At 66.4% G+C, this 23,376-nt stretch carries 19 protein-coding genes; 3 read left to right on the forward strand and 16 right to left on the reverse strand.

Annotated features, from left to right (window positions below):
• Positions 1-497: 497 nt before the first annotated feature.
• Positions 498-620, reverse strand: coding sequence for a hypothetical protein (locus tag B0E52_RS18785; RefSeq protein WP_256363991.1), 123 nt, complete (start codon positions 618-620; stop codon positions 498-500).
• A gap of 836 nt (positions 621-1,456) precedes the next feature.
• On the opposite strand from B0E52_RS18785, the gene B0E52_RS15710 reads away from it, so the two are divergent.
• Entirely contained in the window at positions 1,457-2,485 is a 1,029-nt protein-coding gene (locus B0E52_RS15710) for a polysaccharide biosynthesis/export family protein (RefSeq protein ID WP_077485424.1), read from the forward strand.
• A 663-nt stretch (positions 2,486-3,148) separates the two neighbouring features.
• The gene (locus B0E52_RS15715; RefSeq protein WP_254426832.1) at positions 3,149-4,354 is read left to right on the forward strand and encodes an undecaprenyl/decaprenyl-phosphate alpha-N-acetylglucosaminyl 1-phosphate transferase; all 1,206 of its coding nucleotides are present in this window, start codon (positions 3,149-3,151) and stop codon (positions 4,352-4,354) included.
• A gap of 84 nt (positions 4,355-4,438) precedes the next feature.
• On the opposite strand, the gene B0E52_RS15720 is transcribed toward B0E52_RS15715, so the two are convergent.
• From B0E52_RS15720 to B0E52_RS15790, 15 genes are all read right to left on the reverse strand, one after another.
• Positions 4,439-5,878, reverse strand: coding sequence for a glycosyl hydrolase family 28-related protein (locus B0E52_RS15720; RefSeq protein WP_077485359.1), 1,440 nt, complete (start codon positions 5,876-5,878; stop codon positions 4,439-4,441).
• Positions 5,879-6,027: 149 nt separating this feature from the next.
• A complete protein-coding gene (locus B0E52_RS15725) occupies positions 6,028-7,188 on the reverse strand; it encodes a glycosyltransferase family 4 protein (protein WP_077485361.1) in 1,161 nt (386 codons plus the stop codon).
• Between the two features lie 58 nt (positions 7,189-7,246).
• Entirely contained in the window at positions 7,247-9,214 is a 1,968-nt protein-coding gene (gene asnB / locus B0E52_RS15730; protein ID WP_077485362.1) for an asparagine synthase (glutamine-hydrolyzing), read from the reverse strand.
• Entirely contained in the window at positions 9,214-10,299 is a 1,086-nt protein-coding gene (locus B0E52_RS15735) for a glycosyltransferase family 4 protein (protein WP_077485364.1), read from the reverse strand. Before B0E52_RS15735 ends, asnB begins: the two co-directional genes overlap by 1 nt.
• Positions 10,296-11,615, reverse strand: a complete 1,320-nt coding sequence (locus B0E52_RS15740; protein ID WP_077485366.1) for a hypothetical protein — start codon at positions 11,613-11,615, stop codon at positions 10,296-10,298. The genes B0E52_RS15735 and B0E52_RS15740 overlap by 4 nt, the downstream gene beginning before the upstream one ends.
• Positions 11,612-12,889: a glycosyl transferase gene (locus tag B0E52_RS15745; RefSeq protein ID WP_077485367.1), complete on the reverse strand. Its 1,278-nt coding sequence runs from the start codon at positions 12,887-12,889 to the stop codon at positions 11,612-11,614. The genes B0E52_RS15740 and B0E52_RS15745 overlap by 4 nt, the downstream gene beginning before the upstream one ends.
• 46 nt (positions 12,890-12,935) lie before the next feature.
• A complete protein-coding gene (locus B0E52_RS15750; protein ID WP_254426833.1) occupies positions 12,936-14,393 on the reverse strand; it encodes a lipopolysaccharide biosynthesis protein in 1,458 nt (485 codons plus the stop codon).
• A 33-nt stretch (positions 14,394-14,426) separates the two neighbouring features.
• Complete coding sequence (locus tag B0E52_RS15755; RefSeq protein ID WP_077485371.1) at positions 14,427-15,731, reverse strand: glycosyltransferase; 1,305 nt, start codon at positions 15,729-15,731, stop codon at positions 14,427-14,429.
• Complete coding sequence (locus B0E52_RS15760; protein WP_077485373.1) at positions 15,728-16,831, reverse strand: hypothetical protein; 1,104 nt, start codon at positions 16,829-16,831, stop codon at positions 15,728-15,730. The genes B0E52_RS15755 and B0E52_RS15760 overlap by 4 nt, the downstream gene beginning before the upstream one ends.
• A gap of 87 nt (positions 16,832-16,918) precedes the next feature.
• Positions 16,919-17,338, reverse strand: a complete 420-nt coding sequence (locus B0E52_RS15765) for an acyltransferase (protein WP_254426834.1) — start codon at positions 17,336-17,338, stop codon at positions 16,919-16,921.
• Between the two features lie 47 nt (positions 17,339-17,385).
• A complete protein-coding gene (locus tag B0E52_RS15770) occupies positions 17,386-18,513 on the reverse strand; it encodes a DegT/DnrJ/EryC1/StrS family aminotransferase (protein ID WP_077485377.1) in 1,128 nt (375 codons plus the stop codon).
• An 11-nt stretch (positions 18,514-18,524) separates the two neighbouring features.
• Positions 18,525-19,118 (reverse strand): acyltransferase, encoded by a 594-nt coding sequence (locus tag B0E52_RS15775; protein WP_077485379.1) that lies wholly within the window; start codon positions 19,116-19,118, stop codon positions 18,525-18,527.
• A 12-nt stretch (positions 19,119-19,130) separates the two neighbouring features.
• The gene (locus tag B0E52_RS15780) at positions 19,131-20,093 is read right to left on the reverse strand and encodes a Gfo/Idh/MocA family oxidoreductase (protein ID WP_077485381.1); all 963 of its coding nucleotides are present in this window, start codon (positions 20,091-20,093) and stop codon (positions 19,131-19,133) included.
• Between the two features lie 172 nt (positions 20,094-20,265).
• A complete protein-coding gene (locus tag B0E52_RS15785) occupies positions 20,266-22,464 on the reverse strand; it encodes a polysaccharide biosynthesis tyrosine autokinase (RefSeq protein WP_077485383.1) in 2,199 nt (732 codons plus the stop codon).
• Between the two features lie 33 nt (positions 22,465-22,497).
• The gene (locus B0E52_RS15790; protein ID WP_077485385.1) at positions 22,498-22,932 is read right to left on the reverse strand and encodes a low molecular weight protein-tyrosine-phosphatase; all 435 of its coding nucleotides are present in this window, start codon (positions 22,930-22,932) and stop codon (positions 22,498-22,500) included.
• A gap of 154 nt (positions 22,933-23,086) precedes the next feature.
• On the opposite strand from B0E52_RS15790, the gene B0E52_RS18460 reads away from it, so the two are divergent.
• Positions 23,087-23,302, forward strand: a complete 216-nt coding sequence (locus B0E52_RS18460; protein ID WP_139351722.1) for a hypothetical protein — start codon at positions 23,087-23,089, stop codon at positions 23,300-23,302.
• The last annotated feature ends 74 nt before the right edge of the window (positions 23,303-23,376 follow it).

Consider the following 23,376-nt stretch of genomic DNA (forward strand, 5'->3'; position numbering starts at 1 on the left):
CGATGCGCGTCTGGTTGATGTCGAAGCCGAGCGTGGCGTAGTGCTTGCCGAATTCCACCGCGAGCGGCAGGCCGACGTAGCCCAGGCCGATGATGGCGATCTTGCTGTCTTGCGGATTCCGCATGCGGTCATCCCGAGATGTTCTGGACGGGCGTCTTGCAGGGCACGCTGCGTGTGTCGGTGTTTCGACGGAACGTCATGCATGCGCTTGCGCTTGCGTGGATGCAGCGCCGACCCTGCAAAGGTATATCGAGCATGGGTCGCGCATGTTCTCGCGCGGCGAGGCAGAGTCATCTCGAGTTAATGTGCAGTGTCGTTGTATGACACTCCACTTGTTCGAACCTGCAGTCTTGACGCTGCAGTGCGCGCCACGGCAGACACTCATTCCGCATGCTTGCGGTAGCGGTTGCGCGCTTCGACGATTCAAGCCACGGCGTCGGCGCCTGGCGTCGAGACAAAATCCGACCGGCAGTCATTTTCCGGCCGGAGTTCTGGGATCAATGGAGGATATCCATGTGAAACATCACCCAGCCAGCCAACGCGCTGATCGTCAGGCAAACAATGAGCCAGAATCCCCGGGAGTTCTTCTCCCAGAATGGCTTTTTCTCGTTGTTTTCCATGCTTGTTTGCATCCGTAGCGGTCAGCTGGGCGGCGATCAGGATCCTTTACCCAAGCCAGTATCATGCCAAACGAGAGCGGCCGCATGATCGAAGGCGACATGCTGCGGTTCAAGGCGCGAATCTGGGATGGGTGCCGCAAGTCCGGGCTTGGGTGGCCGCCTGGTGCGAGCGTCATTCCGCGCATGTCGCGGCATGCCTGACGCCAGGGACACCGCGGGTACCCGCCGTACATCGCAGGTGCCGGGCATGTGGCGGCGCAGCGAGTCAGCCAAGGACAAAAATTGTCAGCAATACGCCATGGCACCGAGTCACGGAAGCATCGTCCAGCGCCGCTTGTGGCGCGGCGCTCGAAGGCAGGCGTGTGGAGAATCCGTCCGCAAACTTGAATGCCGGCGGATCCAAGGACAAGCACGATGGCGGAGCCGGCTGCATGGATTTTGCCGCGGACACATTGGATTTGAAGCTTTGGATTGGAGATCAATGAAGCGGTCACGTGTACGGTTTATAAATGTGGTTATGGATTGTGATGATTATTTCACGCTACCTGTGGCATGACATTCAATCCACTTTGTCTCGCGGTTGATTTTGTCCGCGATTATCAAACTGTCTGGTTCAGTTGGTCATTGATCGAAAGGCGAATCTTTCGCTTTGCGGGACGGTTTCGTGCGGCCGGAAAAGCACGAATTCAGGGGTCAGGCATGCCGCCAGCCAGCGGTTTCGAACATTGCAGTACGAATCCTACGAGGACCTTTGGATCATGAAAAAGACTTGTGCCTTTGCCATTCTTGGGTTCGCGCTGCTTGCCAGCGGCTGCGTGTGGTCGCCGGGCCAGGAAATGTCCGGGAAGGGCCTGGTTCGCGGTACGCCAAGCGACAGCAGCCAAGTCCAGCTGGTGACGATTACCCCGCAGCTGCTGGCGGAGAATCCTACGCCGGTGCTGACCGCAACGGTGCCGCAGGAACTGCTGTCCTATCAGCCGACCCCTTACCGCATCGGTCCGGGGGATTCGCTTTACATCACGGTATGGGACCACCCGGAGTTGACGTCGCCGGCCGGCACGCAACAGCAGACGGCGGCCAACGGGCGCCTGGTGCGGTCGGACGGCACCTTGTTCTATCCCTATGTGGGTGGCATCAAGGTTGCGGGAATGACGATCGAGCAGGTGCGTCAGACCATTGCGGAGAAGCTCGCGAAATTCGTCGAGCGGCCGCAGGTGGACGTCAGCATCGTCGGCTACAACAGCCAGCATGTGCTGCTCCAGGGTGCCTTCATGAAGACCGACCCGCTGTCGATCACCTCGGTTCCGCTGACTCTGGCGCAAGCGTTGGGCACGGCGACCATCAATGCCGACCAAGCCAACATGTCCGACCTGGTGCTTAGTCGCGACGGACAGAACTATCACCTGGATCTTGCTGCGTTGTACGACAGCCGGGGACTGGCGAAGGACATCTATCTGAAGCCGGGCGATCGCCTGATGCTTCCCTACAACGACTCCGAGGAGGTGTACGTGATGGGCGAGGTGATGCGTCCCCAAGCGGTCACCTTCAGGACGCTTTCCTCGATCTCGCTGACCCAGGCACTGGGCCGCGTCGGCGGCCTGAATCCGGTCACTTCCAACGGCAGGGCCGTCTACGTGATACGTGGCGCGAACAATCTGAAAAATACCCCGGCCAAGGTCTTCCAGCTGGATGCGCGTTCGCCGGCCGCATTTGCGCTGGGAGACGATTTCAGGTTGAAGCCGGGTGACGTGGTGTTCGTCGGGGCAGCCGGCATCACCCGTTGGAACCGTTTCCTGAGCCAGTTGCTGCCTTCGGCTACCCTGGTCAGCAGTGCCGCCGCCGCGAATTACAGCGCGAACCACTGATGTGGTCCTGAACTCGCGATCCTGAATTCCGATTCGCGATCGGCATGGACCATGCCCGAACCCACGCCATCAACGCGATGCCCGTATTGATGGCGTGGGTTCGAGCTGGTGCAGGACGCCGCGGCGATTGCCGGAATCCGCGGTGGCGATGGGTCGAAACGCTCGTCGGTGATCACCCTTCGACTCGGGCCCTTTGGGCCTACGCTCAGGGCGAACGGTAGTGGCGCGTGCTGAGCTTTGTCGCTAATCAGGTTTCTCGATATCCCTGAGGCTGTCTTGTCGGCATGATGGACTTTTGCATTCGTGCTGCATGGCTCATGCATGCGTGGAATTAATGAAACATTATCCAAACATTCGATTCATGTAGCGCTCATATAAATGCGCAGTGGCTGAATAAGGCATTGGCGTTGTACCGGAATCGACATCCAAAAGTGATAGGTTCAAAAACCCGGCGTTAGCTCCATGTGCTCTGGTCGGGCAATCACCGTTGCGTCATTGATTGGATCAAGGCTGATCCAGGCAGGAGGAAGTATCGGTCTGGTGGATCCACGGTTCGTGGGCACAGGTCAGCAAGGTTTTCGCCGCCCGTCGGCTGAACCCCCACAATTGAACTCGTTCGGACCTTGGGGGACCCGCTCGAGCAAGCTAGGAGGCGAAGGTCCCATGCAGGAACTGCGGTTGCTCCTCGGTGTCATGGTTGCCGCATGCACGTCGGCTGCGGGCATCGTCGCCATGCGCCGGTTCGCTCTGGCGCTGGGTCTCGTTGATCGTCCCGATCAACGCAAACAGCATCTGGGCGAAGTGCCACTGGTTGGCGGCCTGGCGATCTTCACGGGGATGCTCGCGGGAGCGGTCTGCTACGGCGTTTTCGACGGATTCGAGCGCAGCCTGCTCGGAACCGCCGCCGTGCTTGCCCTGCTCGGCGCGCTGGACGATCGCTTCGGCCTCAGCGTGCGCGACCGCCTGCTGATCCAGACCATCGCGATACTGACCGTGATCGCGAGTACCGGCGTCTACATCCACACGCTTGGACACATCTTCGGCCATGACGTGGTGCTTGGCTGGCTTGGCGTGCCCATGACGGTGCTTGCGGTCATCGGCCTGGTGAATGCGTTCAACATGATGGACGGCATCGATGGCCTGGCCGGCAGCCTGACCCTGGTCAGCATCGCCGCCGTCATCCTGTTCGCGTCGCCCACGCCCTTGCGCGGGGTCATCATGCTGCTGGCCCTGCTGGCCGCGGCCACGTTGCCCTATTTGGTCGTCAACCTCGGCTTCGTGGGCGGCAAGGTTTTCCTGGGTGATGCGGGAAGCACGCTGATCGGCTACCTGCTGGCCTGGGTACTCATCCGCCTGAGCCAGATGCCCGAGACGCACTTGTCGCCCGTCGACGTGCTGTGGTGCGTGGCGCTGCCGGTGCTCGACACGCTCGCGGTGATGTATCGACGCATGCGCGCGGGCCAGTCGCCGTTCAAGCCGGACCGCGGGCATATCCACCACATCCTGCAGGGGGCCGGCCTGGGACCTCGGGCCACCTTGGCCGCGCTGGTGGTGCTTGCCGTGGGCCTCGCGTCCATCGGCGCGATCGTCAGCGGCGTGGCTCATTCGGCGGGGGTGAACCTCGCCGTGTTTTGCCTGATCCTCGGCGTGTACATGACGACGGTCATGCGCCTGTGGCTGCGACAGGAAGCGCACCGGCAGAGCGGACTCGACCCGCAGCGCGGCATCGGTGCGAAGGCCATTTCAACGGGTGCGGGCCGATCAGCCGTGCCGGCCGATCTTGTGGCCCAGGGAGGGGAGGGCAGAGGCAGGGCGGCCGGTCACAAGACCGGGGCATACCGCGCGGCGGAACAGCCTGACCATCGTTGACCGCGCGCGCCGCCAGCCGCCGTCGCGAACCCGCGTGGATTCAGGGGTCGCTTGCGCGGCGCCATGCGGTTGCCGCGATGCCGGTCACTTCAGTCCCACGAGCTGGATCGTCGCACCAGCCGCAACGCGCTTGATGCCGTCATCGATGTCGTTGGCGTATTCGATCGAACGGTTCACCACGAGATGGCCCTTGGTGATGCGCATCTGCTCGCTGGTGCTGAGGAAGGACATGGCAGCGGCGCCCGGTGCCGCGTGCGCACTGCGGCTGATCCTGTTGCCGGAGATGATCACCGCATCCGTGCGCCGGGTGTGGTCGCGGGTGTTGCCGTCGGCGAAGTTGATGCAGGAACCGTGGATGTCGACAAACACGTTGCCCGCGCATACCACCCGGTCGGCGCCCAGCACGCCGATCGCCCCCATCTGCGGGCGTATGCCGATGAAGGTGTTGCCCGTGATCACCGTGTCGATGGCGTTCTCGCTGGTCCCGTAGGCGAAGGATCCCAGCCTGATCGCGTCGCCGCCCGGGCCGGAGCCCGGCGGCGAGCGCTGGAACGTGCAGCCGCTGATCTGCGTGCCGCTCAACCCGTTGACCGCGATGTCGACGCGGATCGAATTGAGGAAGTGGCAGTTGAGCACGGAGAGGTTGTCGGCGACGTCCGTGGCGGTCTTGGGCCGTGTTGCAGAATCGATGCCCCAGTAGCAGTTCGTGAACTGGCAGCCCGACACGACCCAGTCGTGGATGTTGCTTCCCGTCTGGTGACCGTTGAAGAACGTGATGCCGGCCGTGTTCACGGTATCGATGTCGATGAACTTGCAGTGGCTGATGGTCACGTTGCGATACACGCTCCAGTTGTGGTCGGGCTCGAAATCGATGCCGCCCACCGAGTGGGAGAGTTTCGCGTTGCCGATGTTCCGGAAGATGCAGTTCGCGACCGTCAGATGGTCGCAGTCGATGACGGACAGGCCGTTGCGGTTGTCCTTGACCGCGCCGTCGAACACGCAGTCGCGCACGACGATGCGCTGGTTGTGGCGCTCGGTGCCGCGGAGCGTCCCCGATCCGACATACATGCCGTCGCCCCGGAAGCCGTGGAACATCACCCGCTCGACCGTCAGGTCCGAAGTGGCGTTGACGGCCAGCAGATACCAGAACTGCTGGTAGCCGAACTCGGCCACGCGCCCGTTGAGCTTGAGGTCGTGCAGATGGATGTTCCGCATGTTGTCCGCGACATCGGGCGTACCGCCGTCGCGCACGTGGGTGACGAGCATGAACTCGCAGGCCAGCGTGTCGTCGTGCGCCTTCAGCTCGCTGGCCTGCCCGTCGCCGTACAGCTCGATGTCCGACCTGAGGTTGAGTTGCTTCACGGGATAGGTCCCGGCGGGCACGTAGACCTTGCTCCCGGCCTGGTCGATCGCCGCCTGGATGCCGCCGGTGCAATCGTGCGAGCTGTTGCCGGCGCGGATGGCGGCGTGTTCCGCCGCGGGCAGGAAATCCAGGACGTTCGTCAGTTGCGGTGAGGATCGCATGGCAAGGTCTCCAATCGTGCATGGCTCCGGGAAGGGCTGTGGCGGTTCCGGCGAAGCCCGTCAGCGATTCCCTCGCGGGCGGATGCGGTTCTCCGAACGGCGCATGGGTCGTGTCATGGCAGGATACGCATGACGCGGGAAATGGACGTCTACAGGAGCGGCTCGGTGGACACCGCCGGCGATTCGCACAGTTCCGCGTAGACCTCCAGGGTGCGCTGGATGACGATGTGCTCGTCGAATTGGGATCGCGCCTTGAGGCGAGCCGCTGCACCCATCCGGCGCGCAAGCTCCGGGTTTTCCTGCAGTCGCCGGATGGCCTGCGCCAGCGCCTTGCTGTCGCCCTTGGGAACCAGCAGGCCGTCGACGCCATCGGACACCACCTCGCGGCAGCCGGGGACGTCGGTGGTGATCAGCGGCAGGCCGCAGGCCGCCGCTTCGACCAGCGTCCGCGGCAAGCCTTCCCGGTGACTCGGCAGCACCACCACGTCGACCGAACCGAGCAGGCCGGCCATGTCGTCGACGTGGCCGAGCCAGCTGACCAGTCCTTCCGCGACCCATTCCCGTATCGTCGCTTCCGGCACGGTGGCGGGATTGCCGGGATCCGGCATGCCGGCGAGCAGGGCGTGGACGGTGCGACCCTGAAGGCGAAGCTGGCGCAGCGCGGCGACGAACTCGGCCAGGCCCTTGTCCCAGAGCAGCCGGCTGGCCAGCAGCACGCGCATGCGGCCATCACCGGGAGGTCGTGCGCGCATCCCCGCGGCGAACTGCGCGCAGTTCACCCCGGAACCGCGGATCAGGCGGATATGCTCGGGGTCGACGAGTCCGGCCCGCCGGAACAGCGCCACGTCGTCCGCGTTCTGCAGGATCAACCGCGCGCCGCTGCCGCCGAGCGCGAGGCGCAGCAGGCTGCGCACCACCGGCCGCAGCAGCCGCGCCTTCAGCTGCGGGCTGGTGAACACGTAACCCATGCCGGCCACGGCATTCACCCGGGCCGGCACGCCGGCCAGCCGCGCCGCCAGCGAACCGTACACGGCGCACTTGATGGTGAAGCCGTGCATCAGCACCGGCTGCTCGCGCCGCAGCAGGCGGACGAGATGCCACAGCAGCGCCGTTTCCCGCAACGGATTCAGGCTGCGTCGCGCCATCGGCACGGATTCCCAGCGCAGGCCGAGGGCGCGCAGCTTGTCGCCATAAGGCCCCGGCGGGGAGATCAGCAGGACCTCGTAGCCTTGCCGTTGCAAGGCCAGCGCCAGCGCGCGGCGGAAGTTGTATAGGTACCAATCCGTGTTGGCGAACAGCACGGCTTTCATGCGGCGGTCTCCTGCAAAACGGCGAGCGGGCCGCCGGTACGACATGCGTGCGGCAGCGTCATGCGGATGCCCTCCGGTTCTCGTCCAGCCAGGCCTGGAACATCAGCACGCTCCACAAGGGGTGCTGCCAGTTGCGTCGGCCGTCCAGGTGTTCCTGCCACTTCCGCCGGATCGGCGCCGGGTGGAAATAACCTTCCTGGAGCAGGCGGCGCTCATCGAGCAGGGTTTCCGCCCAATCGCGCAGCGGGCCGCGCAGCCAGCTGTCCAGCGGGATGCCGAAGCCCATCTTGGGGCGCTCGATCAATTCCCGGGGCACGTGCCGGTACAGCACTTGGCGCAGCAGCCACTTGCCTTCGCCGTCGCGGATCTTCTGGTGCAGCGGCACGCGCCACGCCAGTTCGACCACGCGGTGGTCGAGCATCGGCACGCGGGTCTCCAGGCTGTTGGCCATGGCGGCCCGGTCGACCTTCACCAGGATGTCGTCGGGCAGGTAGCTCTGCGCATCCATCGCCATCATCCATTGCGCCAGGTTCCCGGTGTCCGGCCAGGCATCGGAGTCGGTCAACAAGGTCGCGGGCTCGCGGGCGCCGATCACGATGCTGTCCGGGTGCTTCCACTGGCTGGCGAGGTGGAGGAAGAAGGCGTGGCCGCTGGCCAGCGGCAGCACTTCGGCCAGCTTCTGCGCCTTGTCGCCGGGCGTGGCCAGGTGCCAGCGCTTCGGCAGCAGCGGCTTGGCGCGTTCGAACCATCGGTTCCACGTGTCCGGCGACAAGGAGCGCAGGACGCCGGCGCCGGCAAGCCGCGCGAACTGCGGCAGGCGATGCATCCGCTCCCAGGTCGTGCGGGCCCCGAGATAGCGGTTGTAGCCGCCGAACAGTTCGTCGCCGCCGTCGCCGCTCAGCGCCACCGTCACTTCGCGGCGGGTCAGCTGGCTGACCAGGAAGGTGGGAATCTGCGAGCTGTCGCTGAAGGGTTCGCAGAAGATCGACGGCAGCTTCGGGATGACGGCGAGGGCATCCTCGGGGCGTACGTAGAGTTCGGTGTGCTCGGTGCCGAGATGCCTGGCCACGGCCTTGGCGTGCGCGGCCTCGTCGTAGCCGGTCTCGCCGAAGCCCATGGTGAAGGTCTTGACCGGGCGGCGGCTGCGCGCCTGCATCAAAGCCACGATCGTGCTGCTGTCGATGCCGCCGCTGAGGAACGCGCCCAGCGGCACGTCGGCCAGCATCTGCGCACCGACGCTGGCGCCCAGCTGCTCCTCCAGCGCATCGACCGCCTCGGTGTCCGAACCGGCTAGCGGGTTGCCGAGGCCGGCGCTGACCGCGTCGTTGTAGCGCCAGTACGCCACGGCTTGCGCGCTGCGCGGCGCATCGGCGCCGATGCGCAGCAGGTGCCCAGGGCGCAGCTTGAGCACGTCGCGATAGATGGAGTACGGCGCGGGAATGCAATCGTGGCGCAGCAGCAGCGCCAGCGCGTCGCGATCGACTTCCGCACGGAAGGCCGCATGCGCCTGCAAGGCCTTGAGCTCCGAGCCGAACAGCAAGGTGTCGTCCTGCCAGGCGTAGTAAAGCGGCTTCTCGCCCATGCGGTCGCGCGCCAGCGTGAGCGCGCGCTGCCGGCGGTCCCACAGTGCGAACGCGAACATGCCCACGCAGGCGCGCAGGGTCCGCTCGACGCCCCAGGCGACGAAGCACGCGAGCAGGGTCTCGGTGTCCGAATGCCCACGCCACGCCGGAGCTTCTCCTGCCGCGAGGAGCTGCTGGCGCAGGTCGAGGTGGTTGTAGATCTCGCCGTTGAACACCAGGACGTAGCGTCCGCAGGCCGAGGGCATCGGCTGGTGGCCGGCCGGCGAGAGGTCGAGGATGGACAGGCGCCGCTGCGCCAGCGCGATGCCGGCCGATTCGTCGCACCACGCGCCGTCGTCGTCGGGGCCGCGATGGATCAGCCGGGCCGACATGGCCCGCACCTGTCCCAACAGCGCGTCGCGCGCGCCGCCGCGCCGCTGCCAGAATCCGGCCACGCCGCACATCAGTGCCGCCCCGCGCCGTGCAGCACGTCCGCGAGCCGCGAGGCCTGCACGCCCACGTTGTATTCGTGCATGACGCGCGCGCGGCCCGCCAGGCCCATGCGCGTGCGCAGCGCGCGGTTCCGGATCAGCTGTTCGAGGTCGTCCCGCCACGCGGCCGTCCCGTCGGCCAGGAATCCGTTCTCGCCGTGCCGCACGATGTCGAGATTCGCGCCCACCGTCGAGGCGACCACCGGCAGGCCGCAGGCCATGTACTGGATGATCTTGTAGCCGCACTTGCCGCGTTCCCACGGGCCGTCGCGCAAGGGCATGATGCCGATGTCCATGCGGGCGATCGTGGCGGCCTCGCTGTCCTCGGACCATCTCGCCACTTCCGGCACCACGCTGCCGAACTCGCCGGCGACCTCGGTGCGCGGCCCGACCAGCAGCAGGCGCGCGTCGTGCCGGGCGCAGACCTGTTCCAGCACCTCGCGGTTGTCGAGCAGGTACTCCTCGGTGGCCGGCGATCCGATCCAGCCGATCACCGGCGCTTCGGTGTCCGCGTGGTCCACCACCGCGTAGCGCCGCTCGTCCACCACGGTCGGGATGATCTCGATTCGTGCCGCGCCGGCCCGTTCGGCGCGCGCGGCGAGGTAGCGGTTGCCGGCGATCACGCAGGCGGCCCCGCGCATCACGCGGTCGATCTTGCGGCCCAGCAGGCGCCGCACCAGCGGCCTGGACGACAGGTCGTACTTGTGGAACAGCGCATCGTCGTAGTCCACGACGTAAGGCCTGGCGGAGCGCGCGAGCAGCGACTCCATCCAGTACGGCAGGTAGGGGAACAGTTCGCCCTCGATCCAGGCGAGATCGTGCGTGCCGCGGCGCAGGGTCTGCACAACGCGCCGGGCGCAGGATTGCCACGCGATGCAGCGGGCGGCCGCGGTGTGATTGCCGTACAGGTTCTCGAGATAGGCATCCGGGAACAGCGCATGCACCTCGACATCGATCCCGCGCTCCCGCAACAGGGGCAGGTACTGCAGGCTGCGCAGCCGGGTGCTCGGCCCCAGCCTGGAATACCTGGAAAACAGCAGCACGCTGAGTCGCTTCATCCTGGTGCTTTCCTGAGGCAGTCCGGATACTCGATGAACATCGCCACCAGCGGGATGACGTACATCCACTGGAAGGCGAACGCCTCGATGTAGGGGTTCGTGTTGGTCGCGAGCAGAGCGCAGACCAGGCCGCTGAACAGGAACTTGTGCCGCGACGGCAGGCGGCGCCGGTACGCCAGCCGGAGCACCGCGAAGATGTAGAGCAGGAACGGCAGCGCGTAGATCAGCGTGCCGAGTATCCCCACCCGGTAGAGCGTGGCCAGCCACACCAGCTCGTAGCGCCAGGGATGGATGGGGTCGCTGACGTACTTGACGCCGACGCCGTGGCCCGAGCCCAGGCCGCCGTTGTCGAGTATGCCGGCGAGCAACGAATGGCCCATCTGCACACGCGCCTCGCCGCCGCCCGAGGCGAGCTTGTTCGTGACGACGTCCAGCACCGCGCCCAGGCTGATCTGCGTGTAGGCCTGCAGCAGGAACAGTGCCGCCGCCGTCGCGACCAGCACCGGCAAACCGTAGCGGATGACGCCGGTGAACATCGAGCCGTGCGGGTGCTCGGTCGTGCGCGAGGTCAGCATCAGGCCCAGCATCCAGCCCATCGGCACCGCGAGGATCAGCGCGGAACGGCCGGAGGTGAGCGCGCAGACCAGCAGCGCTGCCAGCAGGACCAGTCGCAGCAGCCGGCTGCGGATCAGCTCGGGCGAACTGAAAAAGCCGCCGCACAGGAAAATCAGCGAACCGTACACGTGCATCGTGGCGCCGGAAAATCCCTGGTTCTGGTTGATGTTGGCGCCCTGGAAGAAGAAGGCCACGGCCGCCGCGCCATGCCTGAAGTACAGGTAGAAGAACAGCGCGACGCTGACGGCGCACAGCAGGCTGAGCAGGACGAACCAGCCGATCAGCCGCTCGGTTCCCAGCCATCGCAGCAAGGCCTCGGCGATGATCGTCCACAGCAGGGGTGACACGATGTAGATCGCCAGCACCTGGGCGAGGGCGACCAGCGACGCGTCGTGCATGCCGCCCACGATCATGTAGGTGGTCGTCACGATCACCGTGCAGACGTACATGCCCAGCAGGTTCCTGAAGCCCGCGCCGATGCGCAGTCCGGGCAGCGCCAGCAGGAAGGCCAGGCCCATCACCGCCGCGGTGGGGACCTGCAGGGAGTTCGGTATCACCACGGACAGGAACAGCAGCAGGAAGGCCGTGCCGAGGAACATGTGGCCCACGGTGATGCGGTACTTGCCCGCGCCCAGCAGTGCCGGCGACGGCAGCAGCAGGTCCGCCGGTGCGGTCGACGACGGATCGTGGCCGTGCGTCATGGCTGCACCATGTCGGTGATCCAGCGGTCGAGCATGCCGGCCTGTGCCAGCTTGCTGTAGGGGCCGATGTCGCGCTGCGCGTCGGCAGCGTCGGGCGCCAGCGCGGCCCGCAGGGCGTCGCCGGCCGCCGCGCCATCGCTGGTCAGCAGGCTGCGTCCCGCGCCGGTCTCGGCGAGGATCGCGGTGGCCGCGTTGCGCACGCCGGAAACGCAGACGATGTCCGCCCCCGCGGCCAGGTATTCGAACAACTTGCCGGTGGCACAGCTGGCGCGCGAACCGGTCAGCAACAGCAGCTTGTCGCAGCGCTGCATCAGCTGCAACGCCAGCGTGCGTTCGACCGGGCCGAGCACGCTGACGGAAAACCGGGCGCGTTCGAGCGTGGCCCGTTCCTGTTGCGTCAGCTCGCCGACGAACATCACGTGCTTGTTCGCCATCGTCGCGGGGGATGCGTTCAACGCATCGACGAGGAAATCGAGGCTGCGCGACGCCGAGCCGTCGCTGGCGCCGATGCGCCCGAAATGGCCGATCAGCAGCGCGCCGGCCGGAACCCAGCGGGCGAGGATGGCGGCGACACGCGGATCGTCAGCCGCGGCCTGGTCGGGGGCGGCGAAGTCGGCCGGATCGTAGCCGTTGGGCAGCGTCGCCGCCGCAGTGCGCGGATAGCGTCGCTGGAAATCGGCGACGAGCGGCGGGCTCACCGAGGTGACCAGGCCGGCGGCGGCCACCACGCGCCGCTCGATCAGCTGGCGCATCCAGGTCCGCAGCCGGCCGGGCTGGCCCAGCGGCTCGAACACCAGCCCGTCGCGGAAGTCCTGCAGGCAGCCGATGCGGCGCCGGCTGGCCAGGCTCGCGGCGGCGACCAGGGAGTCGATCGGCGAATACGTGCCGATCGCCACGCAGCGTTCGCCCGCGGCCAGTTTCTCGACGCACAGCCGGTCGGCCGCGGCCAGCGCCCGGACCAACCACGGTTGCTCGCGTCCCGCGCCCCCGGCGAACAGGAACGGCAGCGGACGCAGGAATGCCGCGGCCATGGTCAGCAGCGAAGCGGCGGCGGAAGACTCGCTGCCCACGCAGTGGCCGGGCAGCGGCAGGACGGTGATCCCCGGCGCCGACGGCGGCGTGGCCACGGGTGCTCCAGCGGCCGGCTCGCGGGCGAACACATAGATCCGGTATTTCGCCGGGTCCAGGTACTTCAGCAGGCCCTTGAAGCGCTGCGCGGCGATGTTGCCGGACAGATGGTGTGCGGCGAAGACGAACAGGTTGATCTTCGTCATCGCCGCAGCCTCGGGTGGTGCGCGGTGGCGCGTTGCATGGTCTTGCTCATGGCAGGGCACCGGGCTCCTCGTCGGGTTCCGGGTAGCTGCGCCGGGATTTCAATGCCCCGAGCAGTGCGCGGTGCATGCCGCTCCATTCGTGACGGAAGCACCAGGCGACGACCGGCAACAGCGCCAGCCAGACCACGCTGAAATGGACGGGGGCATGCGGGCCGTACACCAGCGTGGCGATGGAAAGGCCCACGCCGGCCGTGACGAACGCATACAACCGGGCACGCGGGAACGGCCGCCAGACGTGGGCCGAGGCCTCGGTGCGCGCCACGAAGAACACCAGGAACGCGATCGCGTTGGCCACCACGGCCCCGGCGGCGCCGTGGCCGGGCACCAGCCACACGCTGAGGGCGACATTGACGACCAGCCCCGCGATGGTCGACCACAGCGACAGCATCGACCGGCGCGTGATCCCGATGCCCACGCAGGTCACTTCGGAAAGCGTGTACAGCAGCGGCTCGCCGATGCAGCACAGCATCAGGTACTTCACCTGGACGTAGTGCGCGGGCAGCACGAAGTCGATCAGCCACGACAGGGCGCCGCTCACGACCCAGATCGCGCAGACCACGGCCAGCGCCTGCTGGGCGACGTGGTCGACCCGCCGCATGTCCGCGCCGTGGGCCACCCACTTGTAGACCATCGGCGCCCACAGCACGGAGAAGATCGTCTGGAACACCACGCCCACGCCGGCGAAGCTCATGGAGACCGAGTAGATCGCCAGCTCCGGCAGGGTCGACAGCGAACGCAGGGTCAGCGTGCTGGTGGCATCCAGCCCCCAGTAGGCCACGCCGGCGAAGATCAGCGGCACGCCGTAGTCGAGCAGGCCGCGGATCTGCGGGCGGGAAACCGGGGCGCGCAGGGCCGGGACCCATTCGCGCCAGGTGTTCCAGCTGTAGATGAGCAGCACGGACAGCAAGGAAGCCAGGTAGGCCACCTCCAGTTCCCCGAACGTCCGCGAGAAGGCCGGCAGCGCCAGCGCCGCGACGGCGAGCAGCAGGATCACCTTGGGCAGGATCTGGCTGGCGGAGAACGCCAGGCCGCGGTCCTGCATGCGCAGGATGAGCGAAAGGAAGCGGGAGATGAAACTCGCGACCACGCAGGCCACCAGCATCCAGTAGTACGCGACGTGTCCGAGGCCGAACAGCCAGCCGGCAACGCGCCGGTCGATCGGCAGCGTGACCAGCATCGCCAGCAGCAGCAGCGCGAATCCCGGCGTGAAGCAGGCTTTCAGCAGCGCGCCGCGATCGCTCCACTCGTGGTACTCCCGCACGTAGGCGCGGTCGAGTCCCAGGTTGAACAGCAGCACGCCGAACGACACCGCGATCTGCACGATGTTCAAGCGGCCCACGTCGGCAGGCGTGAAGACCCAGGCGATCACCGGCACCGTCACCAGGCCGAGCCCGGCGGTGACGACGGGGCCAAGGGCAAATGCGAGCACGGTTCGTATGTTCACCCGTCGACCTGTCTGGTTGGATTCTTGCCATGCTCACCGTCGTGTTGCCTGCCGGAGCGGGTAGGCCGCCCGGGATGGAGGTCGCGCCGGCTCCCGGTCGCCGGCTGCGCCGATGGCGACGACGCTGGCGACGAAGTCGCGGTAATTCCGGGCGGCGTCGAAGCCGGACTCGATCGCCTGCCGTGCCTGCACGCGCAGGCTGTCCCGTCCGTCCGCGAAGGCGACCCGCTCCATCGCGTCGGCGATTTCCCGGGCATCGGGGTGCGCGCCCAGCAGGGCACCGCAGCGGTCGGACACCAGGCTGGCGATGCCGCCCACGTCGGGAGCGACGGCCGGCACGCCCGCGCTCATGGCTTCCATGATGGACACCGGCACGCCTTCGGATTCGCTGGCATTGACCAGCACGTCCACCGGCACGCTGCGGTAGTACGCCTTGACGGCATGGTTGGGCAACTCGCCAGCGAAGGTGCACGCGACGTTCGCCAATCCCGACAGCCGCAGCCGCGCCAGCGCCCGGATCTCCTCCAGCAACGGGCCGGCGCCGATGTGCGTCCAGCCCACGCAGACGTCCGGATGGCGGCGGGCCAGCAGTTCCAGGGCGTCGACGATCCGGTCCAGCCGCTTCACCTGCACGCAGGAGGAAACCGACACCACGTGCAGGCATCCGGCCGGGCTCGGGCGCGAGAGCGTGGCGGCCAGCGGCACGCCCAGCGGACAGATGCGGATGTTTTCCGGCGGCGCGCCGTAGGTCTGCCGCAGATAGTCCCGCGCCTCGCGCGAGAGCGCGAAGATCGCGTCGTAGTCGGCGACGAACTGCCGCTTGATCGGCATGTAGGCATGCTTGCGGCGCGCCTCGTACAGGTCGTAGCCATGCACGCGCGAGACAACCCTGCGCACCGCGCCGGCCTTCCGGGCGAGCAGGGCGGCGCAGGCCTGGGTCTCGTTCCAGTAGCAATAGGCCACGTCGATCCGGCCATGGATGTCGGCGTATCGCTGCAGTTGCGCGGCCTGTTCGAGCACCTTGGACACGTGCAGCAGGGCGCGCACGACGGTGCGCGGTTTCAGTTTCCGCACGCGCCGCAGATAACCCAGCTCGCACCGGAAGATCGCGGAACCCAGCGCCCGCAGCACGCACCACAGCCGCGCGAATTTGCCGGAGCGCGCCATGCCGAGGTCGACCGCGATGCCCGCGGGCACCGGGCGCGGCGTGCCCGCGGCCAGCGCCGGCAGCAGGGTCGCCTCGACGCCGTCGTGCGCGGCCCAGTAGCCGATCTCGTCCTCGATGAACTGCTCGCCGGGGAGGTAGGGATAGGCGTTGGTCAGGATGGCGATCTTCATGGCTGCGCCGTCATGTCCGCGACGACGAGGTCGCTCACGCGGTCCTGGTAGACCGCATGCTCCACCTCGAACGGCACGCTGATCTTGAAGCAGCCCACCGTGGCGAAGCTCGCCGTGAGCACCCGTCGCCAGTTCGCGGTCACCTCCGCCATGGTCAGCATCGCGGGGCGCGCGGTGGCCAGCGCGTTGTACTCCTCCCAGTAGAGGTGGTCGTGGAAAACGCTGTATTCGGCGCTGATGACGGCGATCGTCATGTCGACGGCGTCGGTGAGCCCCAGCGCGGACACGCGGATCTCGGGCACGTCCTCGCGCACCACGTAGTACACGCGGGTCAGCGGCGCCGATGCCGGCTCCACGCGGCGGTACAGCCGGTCGGGCGACATCTTGCGCCGCACGCTGGCGGAATTCAGGTGGTTCTTGATGTTGAAATGGGCGCGGTCGATCCATCCGCGCCCGGCGAGGATCTCGCTTTTCATCGCGTTGCCGATGCAGTTGTAGCCGTAGATCTTCGGCCACGCCATGTTGCCGTTGACGCGCGCGGTGTCGGACATGATGACGATGTCGTCGCTGACGAAGCCGACGTCCTCGTTGCGCCGCAGCGCGAGCATGGCCGACGACTTGCCGGCGCCGCCGGTGCCGGCGAGCAGGCAGGCGCCGCCGGCTATCGTCACGGACGCGGCATGGATCGGCACCACGTCCTTGAAGAAGTAAACCGAGGGCACCAGCACGAACTCGTGCAGGATCTGCTCGAACGTCTCGGCCCCGCGCGGGTATTCCATCGACATCAGCTTGTGCACGGTGCGCCGGATGCCGCGTCGCGGCTTGATGACGGCCTCCACTTCCAGGCGGCCGTCGCCGGTGCGCTCCCAGTAGACGTCGACCCGCGGGAACGAGGTCAGCATGCCGTGCGCGAAGGTCTTGTGCACCTTGGGGTTGATCGAGGACGGCGTGTGCGTGCTGGCGGCGTGGCCTATGCGGATGTTCACCTCGGGCTCGCGGTCGCCGGCATCCGCGTACAGTTCCAGGCTTTCCGCGAGCATCGGCTCCAGGCTCTCGTCGCCGGAAAACGCGTAGCACTTGCCGAAGATGATCTTCTTCATGCGCACCGATCCCGCATCGGCCGCGACCGCGGATGGATCGCGCCGGCCTTGCGTGCCTGCCGGGATGGAGCGAGCGATGCGTGCATGTCACAACTCCTTGATGACTCTTGCCGGCGTGCCGGCGACCACCCGGTTGTCCGGTACCGACCGCGTGACCACGGAATTCGCGCCGACGATCACGTTGTTGCCCAGCGTGACGCCTTCCCGGATGTAGACGTTGTCGCCGATCCAGCAGTCGTCGCCAATGACGATGTCGCGCTCCAGATGGATGATCGGGCCGGCCTCGTTGTTGGTCGGCTTGGCCAGCGAGTGCGTGATCGCCTTGATCGACACGTTGTAGCCGATGGCGCAGCTGCGGCCGATGACGACTCTGGAATGCGGGCCGCAGGACAGATGCGCCCGATTGAGATAGCTCTGCTCGCCGATCAGGAAGTGCTGCCTGGGGCCGATCAGCTTCGACTCCAGGCCGACCGTGGCGCGCGGCGAGATGCCGCTGTATTCCCGCATGCGACGGGCGTGGCTTCTGCGCTGCGCCCAGTTGACGGAACCGCTTATCAGCCTGGCAAGGAGATCGAGCATGTCTGGACCTGTTGCATGGATGCCGCGACGAGTTCTTCCACGATCAGGCGGGTCTGCGACTCCGTCAGATACGGGTGCATGGGCAGGCTGAGCACCTGCGTGGCCGCCTCGTCGCCCACCGGCAGGCGTGCTCCCGCATCCGCCACCGCCGGTTGCCGGTTGATCGGGATCGGGTAGTGCACCACGGTGGGGATGCCCGCTTCCTTCAGTCGCGCCTGCAGCGCTTCGCGCCCGTCGACGCGGATGGTGTACTGGGCATAGACGCTGGTGTTGTGCGGCTCGACGTGGGGCGGGTCGGCAATGCCGGCCTGCGCGAGCAGCGTGGCGTAGCGGGTTGCGACCCGCTGCCGCAGTTCGATCTCGTCCTCGAATATCTCCAGCTTGGCCAGCAGGATCGCCGCCTGCAGCGTGTCCAGCCGGCTGTTCACGCCGACGCGGACGTGGTGGTAGCGGCGATCCTGGCCGTGGCGCGCGATCTGCCGCATCACCACGGCAAGCCGGTCGTCGTCGGTGAAGATCGCGCCGCCATCGCCGTAGCAGCCCAGCGGCTTGCTGGGGAAGAAACTGGTGCAGGCGACCGTGCTCAGGCTGCATGAACGCCGCCCCTTGTAGCGCGCGCCGAAACTCTGCGCGGCATCCTCGATCACCGGGATGCCGTGCCGGTCGGCGATCGCGTTGATGGCGTCGAAATCCGCGCACTGCCCGTACAGCGAAACCGGAATGATCGCGCGCGTCCGCGGGGTGATCGCCGCTTCGAGTCCGGCCGGGTCGAGGTTGTAGGTGCGCGGATCGATGTCCACGTACACCGGCCTGGCGCCCAGCAGCGCCACCGTCTCCGCGGTGGCGATGTAGGTGAAGCCGGGCATGATGACTTCATCGCCGGCGCCGATGCCCAGCGCCATCTGCGCGATCTGCAGCGCGTCCGTGCCGTTCGCGCAGCCGATGCAATGCCTGGCGCCGACGAAGGCGGCGAGCTTCGCTTCCAGTTCGGCCACTTCCGGCCCGAGGATGTACTGGCCGTGCGCCAGCACGCGCGCGATCCCCGCGTCGAGGCGATCCCTGATGCGCGCCTGCTGCGCCTTGAGATCGACGAAAGCTATCATCCCTTGGCCTGTCATCCCTTGGCCTCCTGCCGGCACAGCACGCGGCCATCCAGCACGTAACGGGTGCCGGTGTGCGCGCAGACGGCCTCGCCGTGGCCCTCCGGAGGCAGGTTCAGCCGTTCGCCGAATTCGCTCATCCAGCCGATCTGCCGCGCCGGCACGCCCACCACCAGGGCATGGGCCGGCACGTCGCGGTTCACCACGGCGCCGGCGCCGACGAAGGCGAACTCGCCGATGGTGACGCCGCAGACGATGGTGCAGTTCGCGCCCAGCGTGGCGCCCCGCCTGACCACGGTGTCGCGGTATTCGTCCTTGCGCTCGATCAGCGAACGCGGGTTGTAGACGTTGGTGAACACCATGCTGGGGCCGCAGAAGACGCCTTCCTCCAGCGTCACGTTGTCGTACACCGACACGCTGTTCTGGATCTTGCAGCGGTCCCCGATGACGACCCGGTTGCCGACGTACACGTTCTGGCCGAGCGAGACTTCCTTGCCGATGCGGGCGCCGCCGCAGACGTGCACGAAATGCCAGATGCGGGAGCCGGCGCCGATGCGGGCGCCCTCGTCGACGATGGCGGAAGGGTGCTGGTAGTGGTCCGTGTCCATGCTGTTCGCTCGTCAGGCCTGTCGTTGCAGGAAAGGGTGGCTGTCGCTTGCAAGGGGCGCGACGCTGCCGGTGCGGATCGCGGCCACGGTCTCGATCGCGATGCGGTTTTCCTCCAGGCCGAAACCCCGGCCCGCGAGGATTTCCTCGTAGCTGCGGTTGTGCAGGTCGGCGAAGCCGCCGGAGAACTCGATCTCCTCGCCGTCCACGGTGATCGAGCGGTAGGTGCGCTGCCCGCTTTCGCGCAGCGGGATGGGCACGTCCTCAATGTCCACCGACAGGAACCAGCGCACGCGGGCGTTCTCGTACTCCAGGTAGCCCGCCGCCTTGGTCTCGCTGTGCAGGTGCACCTGGTTGGTCTGCAGCGCGCCGAAGATGTAATGCAGCATGTCGAAGAAGTGCACGCCGATGTTGGTGGCGATGCCGCCGGACTTCTTCGGGTCGCCCTTCCAGCTCTGCAGGTACCAGTGGCCGCGCGAGGTGACGTAGGCCAGGTCCACTTCGTGCTTGGTGCGATGCTGCCCGCGCCGGACCCGTTCGCGCAGCGCGACGATCGCCGGATGCAGGCGCAGTTGCAGGATGGTGTTCACGCGCTTGCCGGTCTCGCGCTCGATTTCCCGCAGGCCGTCGATGTTCCAGGGGTTGAGCACCAGCGGCTTCTCGCAGATCGCGTGTGCGCCGGAGCGCAGGGCGAAGCGCATGTGCGAGTCGTGCAGGTAGTTCGGCGAGCAGATGGAGACGTAGTCGATCTGGCCGCCATGGCCGGCGCGCCGGCGCAGGTCGACATGCCGGTCGAAGCGCTCGAACTCGGTGAAGAAGTCGGCGTCGGGGAAGTGGCTGTCGATGACGCCGACCGAATCGTTCGGATCGAAGGCGGCCAGCAGCCGGTTGCCCCCGGCCTTGATGGCCTGCATGTGGCGGGGCGCGATGTAGCCGGCGGCGCCGATGAGGGCGAAGTTCTTCGGCAAGATGGTCATGGAAACGGGTCCTGCTCCTGTGCGGCCTTTGCCGGTTGTCGTGTGGTTGCGGGTCCCATCTGTGTGCCGCTTGGCGGCCGGCCCCGTTCGTGCGATGGCGTCCGGTCGGGTTCCGTGGTGCGTGCGGCAAGCCGTGGCCGTGGCCTTCCTGCCGCTGCCCCGGGTCGTTCGCTCACCCGGCGGCGTTGCCGACGCCGTAGTAGGCGTAGGAGTAGTAGCCGCTGCTGCGTTTCTCCACGGCGTTGAAGATCGCTCCCCTGAGCGGGATGTTGTTCTGCTCGAAGCGTTGCCTGGCCAGCGCGATCTCGCGTGCCTGGTTGAGTCCGAAGCGCACCACCATCAAGGCGGTGCCGACGTGGTGGCCGATGATGGCGGCATCGGTCACCGCCAGGATGGGCGGAGTGTCGATGATCACCAGGTCGAACGCCTTCCGCACGTGATCGATCAGCGTGGAGAAGCGCGAATTCATCAGCAGCTCGGAGGGATTCGGCGGGATCTTGCCGCGGCTGATGAAGTGCAGGTTCCCGGACGAGGCGATCGGGCGCACCACCGCATCCAGGTCGGCCTGGCCCGCGATCAGCTCGGAAAGGCCGGTCTCGGCCGGGCAACCCATGATCTTGTGCAGCGTGCCCATGCGCATGTCGCCGTCGATCAGCAGCACGCGCTGGCTGCCCTGCGCGACCAGCGTGGCGAGGTTGGCGGAGACAAACGTCTTGCCGACATCCGGACTGGAGCCGGTGATCATCAGCACGTTGTTCTTCGCCTCCAGGCGGGCGAAGTGCAGGCTGGTGCGCAGGCTCCGCAAGGCCTCGGTGGCCATGTCCGCCGGTGCATCCATGACCAGCAGGCGCTGCTTGCCGTAGCCGCGCACGTGCTTGTCATGCAAGGCCTGCTCGCGCAGGCTGACCGGGATGGAGGCGTACACGGGCAGCCCGAGGTTCTCGATGACGGCAGGGTCCTCGATGCCGCGGTTGAGCGCCTGGCGGATGAAGACGCAGAGCAGGGCCACGAAGCCGCCGAGGAAGGCGCTGCCGAGCACCACGATGGTCTTCTTCGGCCAGATCGGCTGCGTGATGTCCACCGCCGCCTTGTCGATGATCCGCACGTTGCCCACCGTACCCGCGCGGGCGATATCCAGTTGCTGGGCCTGGTTGAGCAGGCCGGTGTAGGTGTCGTTGCTCACCTGCACGTCGCGGGTCAGCTTCAGCAGTTCCTGCTGGGTGTTCGGCAGGTTGCCGACCTGCTTGTCGATCGCGCCCTTCTTCGCCTCCAGCTGGCCGATCTGCTGCATCAAGGCCTTGTAGGCCGGGTGCGCGGGCGTGTATTGGCGCTGCATGTCGGCCTGTTGCAGGCGCAACTGCTGGATGTTGGTCTGGATGGCGACTTCCTGGTTCAGCAAGGCCTGGGTCTGCATGCTGATGTCGACCGAATGCGCCTTGAGCTGATAGGCGTTGAGCGCCGCCGTGGCCTGTTCCAGCTGGCTGCGCACCTTGGGCAGCTGCTCGCGGACGAACTGCAGGCTGTTCGCCGCTTCCGCGGAATTGCGCTCCACGTCCTGGCGCACGTAGAGCTCGCCGACATCTCCCAGCACCGCTGCCGCCAGCACCGGATTAGTGTTGTCATAAGTCATGTCGAGGATGCCGGAATCCTTGGCCTGCTCGTTGACCTTGATCGCCTTGCGCAACTGGTTGGTCACGGTCAGTCGGCGGTGACGGACGACGCGGAAGCGGGTACCCGGATTGGCCGTCAGCGTCTGGACCTGCATGGTCACGCCATGGCCGCTGGCCGACTCCCCGGCCTTGCCGGTGACCAGGATGTTGTCGTCGTCGTCCACCAGCACATAGCCGCCGTGCTCGCCCGCGATCAGGGTGAGCGGCTTGTCCAGCAGGCCGTCGGGCACGTCCAGCTGGAAGACGTCCAGCTTCGCGCCGCCCCAGTCGTAGCCGATCATCCCGAACCAGGGGGCGGCCAACTGGCCGCGATTGTGCGAGGCGTACAGGTGGGCAATGACGTTGCCGAACACCGGAAAGCGTTCCGGGCTGCTTTCGATCGTGAGCTTGAGCTTGTCGACCACCGCGCCAACCACCATGCGCGAGGTGATCAACGCGGACTGGGTGGATGCCTCGGGGTCCGACGCCCCCAGGGTCTGGCTGAGCGCGCTCAAGCCGGGCAGATCCGGGACTTTCTGTTCCACCTGTGCCGTCGAAGTGGCCTGATAGACGGGCGTGGCCGTTATGGCATAGATGATGCCAAGCACGACAAAAAGCGCGGTAATGCGGACGATAAACCATTTGTGATCGCGAAGCGTGCCCAGCAGTTCGCCGAGGTCTATCTCGTTGTCGCGTTGCAATGGGGCCAGGGTACCGGTCATATGGATTACCGTCTCATGACGTGAAAACATGAATCACAGATAAAGTTGCCAACTGTCGACCCCTTTCGCGATCATCTCGTGTACATATTCGAAGGCGGTGCGTTGTTGGCGATAAGGGTCGGGAATGTCATCTCCATTCAGCCATTTGTCGAGCAGATAGACCTTGCCGCGGGTTTCGGGTGCAAGCTGCATCATCGCTTCGACCTGGCTCTTCTCCATGCCGAGCACCAGGTCGGCTTCGCGCAGCATCAAGGGCGTCAGTTGACGGGCGCGGTGCATCGCTCCGTCAATGCCGCTTTCAGCAAGCAGCTGAAGGGCGGTCGAATCCATGGGCCTTCCAGCCGGCGCGCACAATCCTGCACTGCTGAATGAAACGCGACGCGATTTCGAGTGCCGTCGAAACAGGTACTCGGCCGTGGGACTGCGGCAGACATTGCCCATGCAGACGATCAGTATCCGCTCGAACACAGCGACGTCATACTCCCGAATCCCGAATCGGCGTCGATCCCGGGATGCTAGAAATGGCGGTCATGGCCTCCTGTCACGATCAGGAAAACCCGCGGTCGGCGAGTTTCGTGGCCCTGTTTTGAGATATGAAACGCGTGCCTCGCAAAGAGGCTCAATGGTGATCGGCCAGCAGGCGTTATACCTGCCGATTATTTCATTTCCGGCATTGCACGAAGATGCCGATGTTTCGAATGCAAGCCGTGGATGGTTTGTCGATCAAGTGATCGAAATGAGCCCCGATGATTGCACGTCCGGATTGCCTGTCAGTGAACAACAGCCAAATGCTCCCCCGATTGCCGCGAGTCGCTCATGGGTAGTGGACGCAACGTGAAATTTCACGGCGTCTTGTCTCGATCGGAGGGATCTTGTGTGGCTCCCGTTTGCGCGGATGGTGCGAGCCGTCGG

This window comes from Rhodanobacter sp. C06 (assembly GCF_002001105.1).
Classification (GTDB): Bacteria; Pseudomonadota; Gammaproteobacteria; order Xanthomonadales; family Rhodanobacteraceae; genus Rhodanobacter_A.

Coding starts and splice junctions, on each gene's coding strand:
- B0E52_RS18785 (WP_256363991.1), bottom strand. CDS start 620: ATGGAAAACAACGAGAAAAAGCCATTCTGGGAGAAGAACTCCCGGGGA.
- B0E52_RS15710 (WP_077485424.1), top strand. CDS start 1,457: ATGTCCGGGAAGGGCCTGGTTCGCGGTACGCCAAGCGACAGCAGCCAA.
- B0E52_RS15715 (WP_254426832.1), top strand. CDS start 3,149: ATGCAGGAACTGCGGTTGCTCCTCGGTGTCATGGTTGCCGCATGCACG.
- B0E52_RS15720 (WP_077485359.1), bottom strand. CDS start 5,878: ATGCGATCCTCACCGCAACTGACGAACGTCCTGGATTTCCTGCCCGCG.
- B0E52_RS15725 (WP_077485361.1), bottom strand. CDS start 7,188: ATGAAAGCCGTGCTGTTCGCCAACACGGATTGGTACCTATACAACTTC.
- asnB (WP_077485362.1), bottom strand. CDS start 9,214: ATGTGCGGCGTGGCCGGATTCTGGCAGCGGCGCGGCGGCGCGCGCGAC.
- B0E52_RS15735 (WP_077485364.1), bottom strand. CDS start 10,299: ATGAAGCGACTCAGCGTGCTGCTGTTTTCCAGGTATTCCAGGCTGGGG.
- B0E52_RS15740 (WP_077485366.1), bottom strand. CDS start 11,615: ATGACGCACGGCCACGATCCGTCGTCGACCGCACCGGCGGACCTGCTG.
- B0E52_RS15745 (WP_077485367.1), bottom strand. CDS start 12,889: ATGACGAAGATCAACCTGTTCGTCTTCGCCGCACACCATCTGTCCGGC.
- B0E52_RS15755 (WP_077485371.1), bottom strand. CDS start 15,731: ATGAAGATCGCCATCCTGACCAACGCCTATCCCTACCTCCCCGGCGAG.
- B0E52_RS15760 (WP_077485373.1), bottom strand. CDS start 16,831: ATGAAGAAGATCATCTTCGGCAAGTGCTACGCGTTTTCCGGCGACGAG.
- B0E52_RS15765 (WP_254426834.1), bottom strand. CDS start 17,338: ATGCGGGAATACAGCGGCATCTCGCCGCGCGCCACGGTCGGCCTGGAG.
- B0E52_RS15770 (WP_077485377.1), bottom strand. CDS start 18,513: ATGATAGCTTTCGTCGATCTCAAGGCGCAGCAGGCGCGCATCAGGGAT.
- B0E52_RS15775 (WP_077485379.1), bottom strand. CDS start 19,118: ATGGACACGGACCACTACCAGCACCCTTCCGCCATCGTCGACGAGGGC.
- B0E52_RS15780 (WP_077485381.1), bottom strand. CDS start 20,093: ATGACCATCTTGCCGAAGAACTTCGCCCTCATCGGCGCCGCCGGCTAC.
- B0E52_RS15785 (WP_077485383.1), bottom strand. CDS start 22,464: ATGACCGGTACCCTGGCCCCATTGCAACGCGACAACGAGATAGACCTC.
- B0E52_RS18460 (WP_139351722.1), top strand. CDS start 23,087: ATGGTGATCGGCCAGCAGGCGTTATACCTGCCGATTATTTCATTTCCG.